This is a genomic window from Nocardia sp. CDC519, from assembly GCF_059509835.1.
This window is the reverse complement of the sequence record NZ_CM183377.1, coordinates 1,554,763-1,568,458: the sequence shown is the minus strand read 5'-3', so window position 1 is coordinate 1,568,458 and position 13,696 is coordinate 1,554,763. Positions and strand designations below refer to the sequence as shown.

Below are 13,696 nucleotides of genomic sequence, written 5' to 3'. Positions count from 1 at the left end.
CGCGGCGAGGCGAGCGCGGCCGGGATTCAGGATTTGTTGTTCTCGATGAGACCGGCGAGCAGTTCGACCAGATGCGCCTCCGCAGTCGATTTGTCGATGCCGATACCGGACAGCACGCCGGTACCGTTCTCCTGCTCGAGCAGGGCGAGCAGGAGATGTTCGGTGCCGATGTAGTTGTGGCCGAGCCGCAGCGCCTCGCGGAAGGTCAGTTCGAGCACCTTTTTCGCCTCGGGGTCGAACGGCACCAGCGGGGGCACCTCACCGCCACCTGGCGGCAGGGCAGCCGTGGCAGCCTCACGCACCGACTCGACCGTGGCGCCCTGGGTGAGCAATTCCTTGGCCGCGAGGCCGTCGGGTTCGGACAGCAGCGCGAGCACCAGATGCGGCGGCGCGATCTGCGTGTTACCGGCCGTGCGGGCCGCCTCCTGAGCCGCCATGACCACATTCCTGGCGCGTGGCGTGAAGCGAGCGAAGCCGGCTTCGGGGTCCATGGCACCCGCGTCACCGGGTGCTTTGGGCACGAACCGCTTCTGCGCGGCCTGTTTGGTGACGCCCATGCTCGCGCCGATATCGGTCCACGAGGCGCCGGAGCGGCGGGCCTGGTCGACGAAGTGGCCGATCAGGTGATCGGCCAGTTCGCCGAGGTGTCCGGCGGCGACCATGGCATCGGCCAATTGATCGAGGACGTTGTCGGGACGGGCCTTTTTGATGCCTTCGATGAGGTCGTCGAGCTTGAGCGAAGAAGTCATGCGTCAACCATAGGTTGACGACCCAGTGTCGTCAACCATTGGTTGACGATTGCTACTTCGCGCCTGCCCCGGCGGCCGCGAAGCGCACGATCGTCTCCTTGACCCGCGCCGCGGTGCGCCCGGTCAGCACCATTCGTCCAGGTGCGTCGTCGGCGCGCACGAACTGGATGACGCCGTCATGACGCCCGAGGCTCAGGCACTGGAGGTAGTAGCGGAACTTCAGCTCGCCCGGTTCCCGGCCGCGCAGGCGAGCGGTGATCGCCGCGGCGGCGTAGGAGCCGGTCGGCAGCGCGGTCGCGCAGGCCATCCGCAGCTCACGATCACCGGGACCGGCGACCACAGCACTGTCGCCGGCAGCGTAGATGTTCGGATGCGAGACCGAACGCAAGGTGGCGTCGGTGCGGATCCGGCCGTGCGCGTCCACCGCGAGACCTGCCCGCGCGGCCAGCTGCGGCACACCGAAACCGGTGGTCCACACGGTGGCACGGGATTGCAGCGAGGTCCCATCGGCCAGCCGCACCGCGTCCGCACACACCTCGATGACCTTCGCCGCCGCGTGAATCCGGACACCGAGCCCTTCCAGCACCCGGCGGATATGCGTCTGCGCCCGCGGTGACAACCACGCACCCGGTTCCGTTGCGCTGACCAGCTCCACGCAGACGTCACTGCGGGATTCGGCGAGTTCGGCGGCCACTTCGATGCCGGTCGCGCCGGCGCCGACCACGACGATCGGGCCGTCCGCGGGGATGCGGGCCGCCGCTTCCGGCGTCGCCACCGAATAGGCGTATTCGGCCACGCCCGGCACCCCGGCGTCGTCGGCGACGCTGCCGAGCGCGTAGACCAGCGTGTCGTAGCCGAGCGGTTCGCGATCGGCGCATCGCAGCAGCGCGCGCTCGGCGTCGAGCTCGGTCACCCGGGCGTGCACGAAGCCGATACCCCTGGGTTCCAAGAGTTCTCGCAGTTCCCACGCCCGGGTCTGCTGGCCGGCGAAGCGCTGGTGCAGCCGCACGCGCTCGACGAAATGTGTTCGGGCATCGACCACGGTGACGTCGGCGCCGGGCGTCTTCTTCGCGAACCGGCGCACAGCCGCCAAGCCCGCGTATCCGGCGCCGAGGACAACGATCCGATGCTGTGCGCTCATGGTGGGCTCCTCAGGGAATGGGGACGGTGACACCACTCAGACCGGATGACCCGCCGATCCCTGACAGCTCGCGGAAGTGAGGCCGGTCACACTGCTCGGGCGGTGCCGAAGTAGGCTAGCTTGTCCGGCGCGACCACCAGTCGCAGCGCCGTCACCACCTCACCGTCGGAATCGGCGGTACAGACCGCGAGGGGCGCGCCGTCGGCCCAGGCGCAGACCGCGGGCAGCCCGTTCACCTCGACGATCTCGATCGTCACACCCGGCACCACCCAGCCGAAGAGCTTGGTGAGGTACACCGCGACCTTCGACGCACCGACCACCGGCCGCCGGGCCACACCCACCATGCCGTTACCGTCGGCCACCGAGACCACGTCGGCGGCGAGCATCTGCTCCAGTGCGGCGATTTCGCCGTTGCGGGCGGCGGCGAAGAACCGCTCCATCAGCGCACGCGCCTGCTCGGCCGGAATATCGAAGCGCGCCTTGCCATCCCGCACTCGTCGGCCCGCGCGATGGAAGATCTGCTGCGCATTGGATTCGGTGAGCTCGAGCATTCCGGCGATCTCACGATGCGAATATCCGAAGGCCTCGCGCAGCACGAACACCGCGCGTTCGACCGGAGTGAGCCGTTCCAGCGCGGTGAGCAGCGCCAACGACACCAGCTCGCGTTCCTGCGCCGATTCCAGCGGGCCGAGCTCCCCCGCACCGGTCGGCACCGGCTCGGGCAGCCACGGCCCGACATACCTCTCCCGCCGTGCCCGCGCCGAATCCAGCCAGCTGCGACACAGATTCACCACGACCGTGGTCAACCAGGCCTGCGCCGAACGGATCTCGCCGCGATCGGCGGCTTCCCAGCGCAGGTAGGTCTCCTGCACGGCGTCCTCGGCTTCGGCCGCCGAGCCGAGCATCCGGTAGGCCAGCGAGAACAAGCGCGGACGCTCGGCTTCGAAATCCGCCAGCCCCTGTGCGTCCATCCGCCACCTCCCGCGCCGTCAGCGGTGACGATACCCGCGGCCGCTCAGCTCTCGACGCCGTTGTGTTCGCGCTTACCACCCGGACGGCGCAGCCGCAGCCGCGACGAACCGCGCATCGCCGGGCGACGGATGGCGGGCCGCCGGATCGCCGGACGCCGCCGCTGTGCCCGCCGCTGCGCCCGCCGTTCGGCCGGTTTGTGCTCCCAGGTCTCCGGCCGGGCCGCGACCCAGCGCTGCGAATACCAGGCGAACGGGATATGCCCCAGGTACAGCACGATCAGCACCAGCAGCAGCACGATCGGATAGGTGACCAGCGCGGCCGCGGCCGCCGCCACCAGCACCAGCAGCCCGGCGGCGGCCTGCGGCGCCACCGACACCGACTTCATCGCCAGGGTCGGGATGGTGCTCACCGCAAGCAGGGCGGCGAACACCACCCACGCCGAGACCATGCCGAAGCCGACCCACCAGCCGTCGCCGAACTGCACATACAGCGCGACCGGGGCCAGGGCGATGAGCGCGGCGGCGGGGGCCGGGACGCCGACGAAATACTCGCGCGCCCAGTCCGGGCGGGTGTCGTCGTCCATCAGCGTGTTGAACCGGGCCAGCCGCAGCACGATGCTCACCGCGAACAGCAGGGCGATGATCCAGCCGGTGCTGTTGTCGCTGAGCAGCCCGATGTAGAGCACGAGAGCGGGTGCGACACCGAAGGAGATGGCGTCGGAGAGCGAATCCAGCTCGGCGCCGATCTTGGTGGTGGCGGCCAGCATCCGCGCGAGCCGCCCGTCGAGGGTGTCCAGGACGGCCGCCGCGCCGATCATGGCGAGCGAGACCCCGAATTCACCGTCGAGCGCGAACTTCACCGCGGACAGGCCGGAGCACAGCGCCATGATGGTGACCATGCTCGGCAGCAGCCGGATCGACCGGCGCCGCCGTCCGGCAGTGCCCGGCTCCATCATGACCCTGCGGTCGGCAATACGGCCAGCACGGTCTCGGCACCGATGGTGCGCTGACCGACGTCGACGAGCAGTTCGGTGCCCGCCGGGAAGTAGGTGTCGACCCGGGAACCGAAACGGATCAGGCCGTAGGTGTCGCCGATGGTGAGCACGTCACCGGGCTTGGCATCGCAGACGATGCGGCGGGCCAGCAGGCCCGCGATCTGCACGACCACGATCTGGGCGCCGGACGGGGTGTCGATGACCATGCTGTTGCGCTCGTTCACCGAGCTGGCCTCGGGCAGGTCGGCCGAGCGGAACTGGCCGGCCTGATGCAGCACGGTGCGCACGGTCCCGGAGACGGGCACCCGCTGCACGTGGACATCGAGAACGGACAGGAAGATGCTGACGCGGGGCAGGGGCTGATCACCGAGGCCGAGCTCGGCGGGCGGCACCGCGGTGTCGACCAGCGCGATCTCGCCGTCGGCGGGTGCGACGACGGCGCCGGCCCGGTTGGGCGGCACCCGGTGCGGATGCCGGAAGAACGTGGCGCAGGCCGCGGCCGCCGCCAACCCGCCGCGGCGCACCCAGCGACGTTTGCCGCCGAGCACCGCGACGGCCAGTGGTGCCGCGACGAACGGCAGACCGGCCGGGTGCAACGGCGGGATCGCATGGCGCACCAGATCGGCGACGTGGCCGAGGCCGGTGCGTTCGGGCGTGCCGGGCGGGGTGGGACGGCGTGCCACAGGCTCCTCTTTCGTGCTCGGTGCAAGACGAACGCGCCGTTCGAGGCCCGTCACGGCGACGGTCTCGATGCCCGTCGACGGATGAAAGCGGTCGTCGAACAGGTTCGGCGCAAGCGTTCACACCTTACGGGAACCGCGCCCGTGGCACCCGGTGTCAGTGCGCTGAGCGGCGCCCGGTGAACAGTTTCACCAGGTAGAGCAGGATGACCGCACCGGCGAGGCAGGTGAAGAAGCTGAAGAACCAGCCGGCGCTCTCCACATCGACCCCGAACAGTGCCAGGACGAATCCGCCGAGCAGGCCGCCGATCACGCCCACCACGATATTGAGCAGAATGCCCTGTTGAGCATCGGTTTTCATGATTTTGCTGGCGATCCAGCCCGCGAGGCCCCCGATGATGATCCACGCGATGATCCCGATTCCGAGCATGGTGTCCTCGAATCTGTGGTTGGGCACGCCGCCGGTTTGCGGCGTGTGCCTGGGATATACCCGGGTCATTGTGAGAATACGCACTCGCGTGTACCCCGGGTAGCGCTAATATGAGGGAGCCTCATGTCTACGAGTTCGCGTAGTACCAGCTGATTCGTAGCTATCGACCAGTGAGGATCCACATCGATATTCGGGGACACCCCGGCGGCGCCGACGCCGCAGGTACATAGGAGACGCACCATGGCTGCTCGTTTCGCCCAGACCACTGGCGCAGAGCACACGGCGATCCTCGGGCTCGGCGTCTATCGCCCCGCCCGTGTGGTCACGAACGACGAGGTAGCGGGCCCGATCGACTCGAGCGACGAATGGATCAGGACGAGGTCCGGCATTCGCACCCGGCGCTTCGCCGACGATTCCGAAACCATCCAGAGCATGAGCGTCGCGGCCGCGCGCGGGGCGCTGGAATCGGCGGGAGTCGCCGCCGACCAGGTCGATTGCGTCATCGTCGCCACCTCGACCCATTTGCTGCTCACCCCGGCCGCGGCGCCGCAGATCGCGACCGAGCTCGGCATGAACGGTGCGGCCGCCTTCGACATCTCCGCCGGATGCGCCGGCTTCTGCCATGGGCTGGCCCTCGCCTCGGATCTGGTACGCGCGGGCACATCGAAGAACGTGCTGGTTGTCGGGGTGGAAAAGCTCACGAACACGATCAATCCGACCGACCGCTCCACCGCGTTCCTGTTCGCCGACGGCGCGGGCGCGGTCGTGGTCGGCCCGTCCGAGGAGCAGGGCATCGCCCCCACGGTGTGGGGTTCGGACGGCACCCAGCATCACGCCATCCGCCAGGACAAGGACTGGATGGAGTTCTTCGCCGAGATCGACGAGAAGGGCCTCGACGCCGTCCGGCCGTATCTGGCGATGGAGGGCACGGCGGTGTTCCGCTGGGCGGCGCACTCGCTGGAGAAGGTGTGCCGGGAGGCCATCGACAGGGCAGGCCTGTCCACCGGCGATCTCGACGCGATGATTCCGCATCAGGCGAACGGCCGGATCATCGAGATCATGGCGCGGGTGCTGGAGCTGCCCGAGCATTGCGCGCTCGCGAACGATATCGAGGAGACCGGTAACACCTCGGCCGCCTCGATTCCGCTGGCGATGGAGCAGCTGCTGCGCACCGGGCAGTCCAAGCCGGGCGATACCGCCCTGCTCATCGCCTTCGGCGCGGGCCTGTCCTGGGCCGCGCAGGTGGTATCGCTGCCGAACTGGCAGTCCTGACGGCGCAGGCGAGGCGGGTGCGGACTACGCGCCCGCCTCGACCGCTACCTTGATCTTGGCCAGGGTTTCGTTCATGCCCTTGGTCAGCGCGTCCTCGAAGGCCTGTTCACCGCCGAGCACCCCGTCGATGGCCTTGCGCACGAGCCAGGTGACGCCGTTGGGCACGTCTCGGCGCTCGATCAGGCGGGTACCGGTGGCGCTGGGCTCGAGGGTGTAGCTCCAGACGGTGCGGTTCTCGTTCATCCGGAAGGCGAAGGCCTGGTTGGGCTCGTACCGCACGATGCGCGAGGTGGTCGGCCAGCGCTTGAACCCGTCTTTGTTCAGATTGATCGTCCAGGTGCCGGCCTTCGGCGTGCCCAGCGGGACCATTTTGACGCACTGCGGACTGAACTCCGGCATCCGCTTCAGGTCGGAGACGACCTTCCAGACCTTCTCCGGCGGCGCGGCGATGTCGATGGCGGCTTCGAGATTGTTCGGCAACACTGCCTCCGGTTATGTGCGACTACGAGTGACGCGCATCCTAATCGTAATGATGGCCAGGTCACATTTTCGCATGTCTGCGGGCCCGAATGTAACGAGCGGCGCACAATGGGGATAGACGAGAGAACACAGCCACCAGCGAACCGCCCGCAACAGTGAGGTGATCGGCCGTGAAACTGCGCTCCCTCCTACATCGTCATCCGCCGCAATCGAGGTCGGCGGCATCGAACCTTCCGCAATTGCCGCTGATCGAGCCCGACGGTGAATCCACCCCGCGCGTCGAGGAACGTCTCGAAAGACTGCTCACCCCAAGCGAACTCGAACTGGTACTGCGTCACCGCGTGTGAGCGCACCCTCCGCCGCTACGACAGCAGCGCATACTCATGAGGTGAGTTCCCCCGCTGCACCCAAGCCGGCCATTCTCAGCGTCGACGACGACCCGGGAGTCTCCCGGGCCGTCGTGCGCGATCTGCGCCGCCGCTACGGCGCCGACTACCGCATCCTGCGCGCGGAATCGGGCCCGGCGGCCCTAGAGGCGCTGCGTGAATTGAAACTGCGCGACCAGCCGGTCGCGGTGCTGATCGCCGACTACCGCATGCCGGGCATGGACGGCATCGAATTCCTCGAACAGGCCATGGACCTGCACCCGTACGCGCGGCGGGTGCTGCTCACCGCCTACGCCGACACCAATGCCGCGATCGACGCGATCAACGTCATCGATCTCGATCACTATCTGCTCAAGCCGTGGGATCCGCCGGAAGAGAAGCTCTATCCGGTGCTGGACGCCTTGCTGGAGGCATGGCGCGGCAGCGACCAGAAACCGGTGACCGGGACCAAGGTGATCGGCAATCGATGGTCGCCGCGCTCCTCACAGGTGCGCGAATTCCTGGCCCGCAACCAGCTGCCCTACCGCTGGTACCTGGCCGACGAACCCGAGGGCGCGCGGCTGCTCGAGGCCGCCGGCGCCGATCCGCAGCGATGTCCGGTGGTGATCACCGCCGACGGGCGGGCGCTGCTGCAACCCAGCGACAGTGAACTGGCGGGCAGCGTCGGGCTCAGCACCGAACCGGTCGGCGATTTCTACGATCTGATCGTCGTCGGCGGCGGACCGGCCGGACTCGGCGCGGCCGTCTACGGCGCGTCCGAGGGTTTGCGCACGGTGCTGGTGGAACGCACCGCCACCGGCGGGCAGGCCGGGCAGAGTTCCCGGATCGAGAACTACCTCGGCTTCCCGGACGGCCTGTCCGGTGCGCAACTGGCCGACCGCGCGCGACGGCAGGCCGCCAAGTTCGGCGCCGAGGTGATCACCACCCGCGAAGTGGTCGGACTCGAGGTCAACGGGTCGGCGCGCACCGTGCGCTTCGCCGACGGCGGACGGCTGTGCGGGCACACCGTCATCATCGCGACCGGAGTGGACTATCGGCGCCATCCGGCGCCCGGGGTGGACGAATTCACCGGGCGCGGTGTGTATTACGGCTCGGCGATGACCGAAGCGGCCGAATGCGCCGAACACGACGTCTACATCGTCGGCGGTGCGAACTCGGCAGGTCAGGCCGCGATGTTCCTGTCCCGCAACGCGCGCACGGTGCATCTGGTGGTGCGGGCGGATTCGCTGGAGAAATCCATGTCCTTCTACCTGATCCAGCAGATCGCGCAGACGCCCAATATCCGCGTGCACACCCGCACCGAGGTGGTCGGCGTGGACGGCGACGATCACCTGCACACGATCGTCTTGCGCGACAACGAGACCGGGGCCGAGGAGAAGGCCGCCACCGAGCGGCTGTTCCTGTTCATCGGCGCGGCACCGCAGACCGACTGGCTCGACGGCGTGGTGGCGCGCGACGACGACGGCTACGTACTCGCGGGCCCCGATCTGCTGGTCGAAGGCTCGCGTCCGGCCGGCTGGGAACTGCCGCGGCCGCCGCATCACCTCGAGACCAGCGTGCCAGGGGTGTTCGTGGCCGGCGACGTCCACGCCGAATCGGCCAAGCGGGTCGCCTCCGCCGTCGGTGAGGGCGCGATGGCGGTCATGCTCGTCCACCGGTACCTGGCGTAGGAGGCGGCCATGGGCTCCGAAATGATCTGCGACCCCACGGAACTGCGGACGCTGTTCCTGTTCGAGAAACTGAACGACGAGCAGCTGGCGTGGTTGTGCGCCGACGGCCGGATCGAACGCATCGAGCCGGGACCGGTCTATCGCGAAGGTGAACCGGCGACCTGTTTCTACGTGCTGATGGACGGCGAGGTGCGGTTGACCAAGCTGTCGGGCGGCCAGGAGATCGAGATGGTGCGCACCGACCATCGCGGCTCCTACGCCGGGGCGTGGGCGGCCTATCTGGGCGAGCGCGCCGATCAGCACTACGGCGGGTCGATGTACGTCACCCGGCCGTCGCGGTTCTTCGTGCTCGATGCCACCACCTTCGCGCGGATGATGCACGAATGGTTCCCGATGGCGGTGCATCTGCTGGAGGGCGCGTTCTTCGGCCAGCGCAACAACAACGCCCGCATCGCCCAGCGGGAACGCCTGCTTGCGCTCGGCTCGCTGTCGGCCGGGCTGACCCACGAACTGAACAATCCGGCCGCCGCCGCGGTGCGCGCCACCTCCGGCCTGCGCGAGCGCATCGCCGGCATGCGGCACAAGCTCGCCATGATGGCACAGGGCAAGTTCGACACCGCCTCGCTGGAATCACTGGTGCGCTTGCAGGAGGAGGCCGCGGCCCAGGTCGCCAAGGCGCCCGAGCTGACGCCGCTCGAGGCCGCCGACCGCGAGGACGTGCTCGGCGAATGGCTCGACGAGCACGGCATCGCCGACGGCTGGGATCTCGCGCCGAACTTCGTGCAGGCCGGTTTCGACGCCGACTGGCTGGACCGGGTGGCCGCGACGCTCGAGGACTGCACCCCGCAGGTGCTCGAAGGCGCCATCCGCTGGCTGAACTACACCATCGAGACCGAACTGCTGATGAACGAGATCGCCGACTCCACCGCGCGCATCTCCACCCTGGTCGGCGCGGCCAAGCAGTATTCGCAGATGGATCGGGCCCCGTTCCAGGTGGTCGATCTGCACGAACTGCTCGACAGCACGCTGGTGATGCTCAACCGCAAGATCGGCGATTCGATCCAGGTGGTCAAGGATTACGACCGTGCGCTACCGCCGGTGCCCTGCTACGCCGCCGAGCTGAATCAGGTCTGGACCAATCTGATCGACAATGCCGTGTACGCGATGGACGGGGCAGGCACGCTGACCATCCGCACCCGCCACGACAACGACTGCGCCGTCGTCCAGATCAACGACACCGGCCCCGGGGTGCCCACCGAGGTCCGCGACCGCATCTTCGAGCCGTTCTTCACCACCAAGCCGGTCGGTGAGGGCACCGGGCTCGGCCTCGACATCTCGTTCCGGATCGTGGTCAACAAACATCACGGCGACATCCGGCTCGAATCCCGCCCGGGTGACACCACATTCACCGTCTGGCTGCCGCTGCACCGGAAAGAGGACGAACCGGCGAATCTGGAATCGACAGGAGATCCGGCATGACCGAGCTACCCGAGGGCATTGATCCGGCCGTTCCGCCGAGCGGGCCCGGCTGCGTGGAATGCGAGGCCGCCGCGGGCTGGTGGGTGCATCTGCGCCGCTGCGCGCAGTGCGGACATATCGGCTGCTGCGACAGTTCACCGCAACAACACGCGAGCAAGCATGCCGCGGCGACCGGCCACCCGTTCATCCAGAGCTATGAGCCGGGCGAGGACTGGTACTGGGATTTCCGCACCGAGGAGATGTTCAGCGGCGGGCCGGAGCTGGCGCCGCCGCATCATCATCCAGAGGATCAGGGTGCGCCGGGCCCGCGGGCGCGAGTGCCCGCCGACTGGCAATCGCTGATCCACCGCTGAGCTGCGGCGACGGGAGCGTTCAGCGATCGATAAGGCGGCGGCAAGGCCCATCGCCGACAGTGGGCCACGCACCTGTCCGCGCGCCCGGCGGGCGCTCGATCCTGTGAGGCACCCATGTCGAAGAACCGTCCCTACCCGGTACGCTGCATCGGACGCGCCGGAGGCTCCGGCGCCGCTGATCACCGGGGAACCCACGATATGAAGCGAATTCCTGCGACGATTCTGTCCATCGGCGCCTTGGCGTTGGTCCTGGCCGGCTGCGGTCCGGACGAGTCCACCGAGGCGAGCGGGCTGCGCAAGGGCACAACCGATACCTCGAGCGCCTCGACCACCACCTCGGCCCGCGCGACCACCACCTCGGAGTCCAGCGAGACCTCCTCGGCGCCCACCACGACGCGCACCGGGGGCAGCACGTCCGGAACCGCTTCGCAGACCACCTGCGCCGAATTCCGCCAGCTCGACATCGCCGCGGAGAAGGCGCTGATCGAGGCGATCCTGGCCGAACACCCGGAAAGCCCGTTCGCGGGCAGCCCCAACGTCGCCCTCGGCACCGCCAAGCTGGTCTGCCTGTCCGACGAGATGGCGAACACTCCGGTCGCCGAAGCCGCGGGCATCGTCGAACCCTGAGTAGCGCCGTCCGCGACGCCGCAGGCGGCGCGAATCAGATGCAGAATGGTCAGCGATGGCTGATTTGGCTCTTACCGCGCGTCTGAATCCCTCTGCCGCCGATGCCCGCCGCGGCGTCGTGCGGTTGCATGCCGAGGTGCTCACCGCCCTCGGGCTGCGGGAATGGGATGGGATCACGCTCGTCGGTTCCAGGCGCACGGCCGCGGTGGCCGGTCTCGCGCCCGCGGGCACGCCCGCCGGGGTGGCCCTGCTCGACGACGTCACGTTGTCCAATGCCGGCCTGCGGGACAGCGCGACCGTGGTGGTCTCACCCGCGACCGTCCACGGCGGTCGGCGGATCTCGGTGAGCGGCTCGGCGCACGCCACCGGGTCGATTCCGGCGGCGACGCTGCGGCAGGCGCTGCTCGGCAAGATCGTCACCGTCGGCGATACGGTCTCGTTGCTGCCGCGTGATCTCGGCCCGGATCTGCCCGCCTCGGCCGCGAGTCAGGCGCTCTCGCGCACCTTCGGCATCGCCTGGACCACCGAACTGCTCACCGTCACCGCCACCGATCCCTCGCCGGGCCCGGTGAGCGTGCAACCCAATACCGCCGTGGACTGGGGGCCTGGAGCCATCGCACCGGTGGGCGGTAACGGCAGGCCCGCCACCGGCTCTGCCCGGGAGGACTCCTCCGCGAGCATGACCGCCGATCCGACCGGCACCGTCGCCGCCGCCCGCCCCGCCCCGATCCCGGTCGAGGATCTGGTGGGCGCACACACCCAGGCGGCCAAGCTCACCGAATGGCTGACGCTGGCCCTCGATGAGCCCGAACTGCTGAAAACCCTTGGCGCATCCCCACATCTGGGTGTGCTGATCACCGGTCCGGCGGGCGTCGGCAAGGCGACGCTGGCCAGAGCGGTCACCGCACCGCGGCGCATCATCGAACTGGATGGCCCCGCCGTCGGCGCCGCCGAGAGCGGGGCACGGCTGCGTGAGGTGGCGCAGGCGGTGGCCAAGGTGAGTTCCGGGCAGGGCGGCATCCTGCTCATCACCGATATCGATGCGCTGCTGCCCGCGACCGCCGACCCGGTGGCCACGCTGATCCTGGATCAACTGCGCGCGGCCATCGCCGAACCGTGCGTCGCTTTCCTGGCCACCACCGCGCATCCGTCCGCGCTCGATCCCCGGCTGCGCGCCCCCGACCTGTGCGATCGCGAGATCGCGCTGACGCTGCCGACGGCCGCGGTGCGCCGGTCGCTGCTGGAACAACTACTGCGCAAGGTCCCGACGGGTGATCTGAAACTCGACGAGATCGCCGCGAAGACACCCGGTTTCGTGGTGTCGGATCTGGCCGCGCTGTGCCGGGAGGCGGCGCTGCGCGCGGCCTCGCGGGCCAATCGCGATCAGGCCGAACCGCAGCTGTGCCAGCAAGACCTGGTCGGGGCGCTCGAGGTGATCCGGCCGCTGTCGCGTTCCGGGATGGAGGAACTGGCCATCGGCAGCCTCGGCCTCGACGACGTCGGCGATATGGCCGAGACCAAACAGGCCCTCACCGAGACCGTGCTGTGGCCGCTGCGGCATCCGGATTCCTTCGCCCGCCTCGGTATCGAACCGCCGCGCGGGGTGCTGCTCTACGGTCCGCCCGGCTGCGGCAAGACCTATCTGGTCCGTGCGCTCGCCGGGACGGGCCAGCTCAGCGTGCACGCGGTCAAGGGTGCGGAGCTGATGGACAAGTGGGTCGGCTCGTCCGAACGCGCGGTGCGTGAGCTGTTCCAGCGGGCGCGGGATTCGGCGCCGTCGCTGATCTTCCTCGACGAGGTCGACGCGCTGGCGCCGCGCCGCGGGCAGAGCTCGGACTCCGGCGTCGGCGACCGGGTGGTCGCGGCGCTGCTCACCGAGCTCGACGGCGTCGAACCGCTGCGTGAGGTGGTGGTGCTCGGGGCCACGAACCGGCCCGAGCTGATCGATCCCGCGCTGCTGCGGCCCGGCCGCTTGGAGCGGCTGGTGTTCGTTCCGCCGCCGGACGCGCAGGCCCGGCTGGCGATCCTGACGACGGCGGGACGGTCGGTGCCGCTGGCCGCCGACGTCGATCTGGCGGCGCTGGCCGAGGACCTCGACGGGTATTCGGCCGCCGACTGCGCCGCGCTGCTGCGTGAAGCGGCGCTGGCCGCGATGCGCCGCGATGTGGCCGCGGCCGACGTCACCGCCGCCGATCTGGCCGCGGCGCGTTCGGTGGTGCGGCCCTCGCTCGACCCCGACCAGGTCGAATCGTTGCGCCGCTACGCCGACGCCAGGGCCGGCGACCGCTGAGGGCGGCGCCGCACCCGGGTCCGACCGGTTTTCCGGCTCTCCTCACCACGGCCGAAAGATCTGCGGAGGTATAGCCGGTTCGGCCGAATATGGCGGAGCACATAGCCACCTGGACACAAGTCCTACTATCCACCCACGTAGGATGGGAGCGCAGCACCCCGCCGCACCGACCC

The 13,696-nt window shown here is 69.1% G+C and carries 14 protein-coding genes; 7 read left to right on the top strand and 7 right to left on the bottom strand.

What is annotated here, in order from left to right; all coding sequences use genetic code 11:
* Positions 1 to 26: 26 nt before the first annotated feature.
* The 6 genes from AC5W7N_RS07065 to AC5W7N_RS07040 all read right to left on the bottom strand — a co-directional run bounded on the left by AC5W7N_RS07065 (position 27) and on the right by AC5W7N_RS07040 (position 4,966).
* Positions 27 to 749, bottom strand: coding sequence for a Clp protease N-terminal domain-containing protein (locus AC5W7N_RS07065; RefSeq protein WP_194990586.1), 723 nt, complete (start codon positions 747 to 749; stop codon positions 27 to 29).
* Between the two features lie 52 nt (positions 750 to 801).
* Positions 802 to 1,890 (bottom strand): NAD(P)/FAD-dependent oxidoreductase, encoded by a 1,089-nt coding sequence (locus AC5W7N_RS07060; RefSeq protein ID WP_195020173.1) that lies wholly within the window; start codon positions 1,888 to 1,890, stop codon positions 802 to 804.
* Positions 1,891 to 1,976: 86 nt separating this feature from the next.
* Positions 1,977 to 2,861, bottom strand: coding sequence for an RNA polymerase sigma-70 factor (locus AC5W7N_RS07055; protein WP_195020174.1), 885 nt, complete (start codon positions 2,859 to 2,861; stop codon positions 1,977 to 1,979).
* 44 nt (positions 2,862 to 2,905) lie between these two features.
* On the bottom strand, positions 2,906 to 3,817 hold the full coding sequence (locus tag AC5W7N_RS07050) for a CDP-alcohol phosphatidyltransferase family protein (RefSeq protein WP_163810438.1): 912 nt from the start codon (positions 3,815 to 3,817) through the stop codon (positions 2,906 to 2,908).
* On the bottom strand, positions 3,814 to 4,539 hold the full coding sequence (locus tag AC5W7N_RS07045) for a phosphatidylserine decarboxylase (protein WP_163810440.1): 726 nt from the start codon (positions 4,537 to 4,539) through the stop codon (positions 3,814 to 3,816). The genes AC5W7N_RS07050 and AC5W7N_RS07045 overlap by 4 nt, the downstream gene beginning before the upstream one ends.
* A 154-nt stretch (positions 4,540 to 4,693) precedes the next feature.
* On the bottom strand, positions 4,694 to 4,966 hold the full coding sequence (locus AC5W7N_RS07040) for a GlsB/YeaQ/YmgE family stress response membrane protein (protein ID WP_163810572.1): 273 nt from the start codon (positions 4,964 to 4,966) through the stop codon (positions 4,694 to 4,696).
* Positions 4,967 to 5,206: 240 nt separating this feature from the next.
* On the opposite strand from AC5W7N_RS07040, the gene AC5W7N_RS07035 reads away from it, so the two are divergent.
* Positions 5,207 to 6,238: a beta-ketoacyl-ACP synthase III gene (locus tag AC5W7N_RS07035; RefSeq protein WP_163810442.1), complete on the top strand. Its 1,032-nt coding sequence runs from the start codon at positions 5,207 to 5,209 to the stop codon at positions 6,236 to 6,238.
* A gap of 24 nt (positions 6,239 to 6,262) precedes the next feature.
* On the opposite strand, the gene AC5W7N_RS07030 is transcribed toward AC5W7N_RS07035, so the two are convergent.
* Positions 6,263 to 6,718, bottom strand: a complete 456-nt coding sequence (locus AC5W7N_RS07030; RefSeq protein ID WP_163810445.1) for an SRPBCC family protein — start codon at positions 6,716 to 6,718, stop codon at positions 6,263 to 6,265.
* A gap of 170 nt (positions 6,719 to 6,888) precedes the next feature.
* On the opposite strand from AC5W7N_RS07030, the gene AC5W7N_RS07025 reads away from it, so the two are divergent.
* From AC5W7N_RS07025 to AC5W7N_RS07000, 6 genes are all read left to right on the top strand, one after another.
* Positions 6,889 to 7,065 carry a hypothetical protein gene (locus tag AC5W7N_RS07025; RefSeq protein ID WP_194992723.1) on the top strand — a complete coding sequence of 59 codons (177 nt, stop codon included), beginning with the start codon at positions 6,889 to 6,891 and terminating at the stop codon, positions 7,063 to 7,065.
* 41 nt (positions 7,066 to 7,106) lie between these two features.
* The gene (locus AC5W7N_RS07020) at positions 7,107 to 8,774 is read left to right on the top strand and encodes an NAD(P)/FAD-dependent oxidoreductase (RefSeq protein WP_195006837.1); all 1,668 of its coding nucleotides are present in this window, start codon (positions 7,107 to 7,109) and stop codon (positions 8,772 to 8,774) included.
* A 9-nt stretch (positions 8,775 to 8,783) separates the two neighbouring features.
* Complete coding sequence (locus AC5W7N_RS07015) at positions 8,784 to 10,253, top strand: ATP-binding protein (protein WP_163810449.1); 1,470 nt, start codon at positions 8,784 to 8,786, stop codon at positions 10,251 to 10,253.
* Positions 10,250 to 10,606, top strand: coding sequence for a UBP-type zinc finger domain-containing protein (locus AC5W7N_RS07010; RefSeq protein ID WP_194990608.1), 357 nt, complete (start codon positions 10,250 to 10,252; stop codon positions 10,604 to 10,606). The genes AC5W7N_RS07015 and AC5W7N_RS07010 overlap by 4 nt, the downstream gene beginning before the upstream one ends.
* A 198-nt stretch (positions 10,607 to 10,804) precedes the next feature.
* Positions 10,805 to 11,233, top strand: a complete 429-nt coding sequence (locus AC5W7N_RS07005) for a hypothetical protein (RefSeq protein WP_228806443.1) — start codon at positions 10,805 to 10,807, stop codon at positions 11,231 to 11,233.
* 55 nt (positions 11,234 to 11,288) lie between these two features.
* A complete protein-coding gene (locus AC5W7N_RS07000; protein WP_495923416.1) occupies positions 11,289 to 13,523 on the top strand; it encodes an AAA family ATPase in 2,235 nt (744 codons plus the stop codon).
* Positions 13,524 to 13,696: the final 173 nt, after the last annotated feature.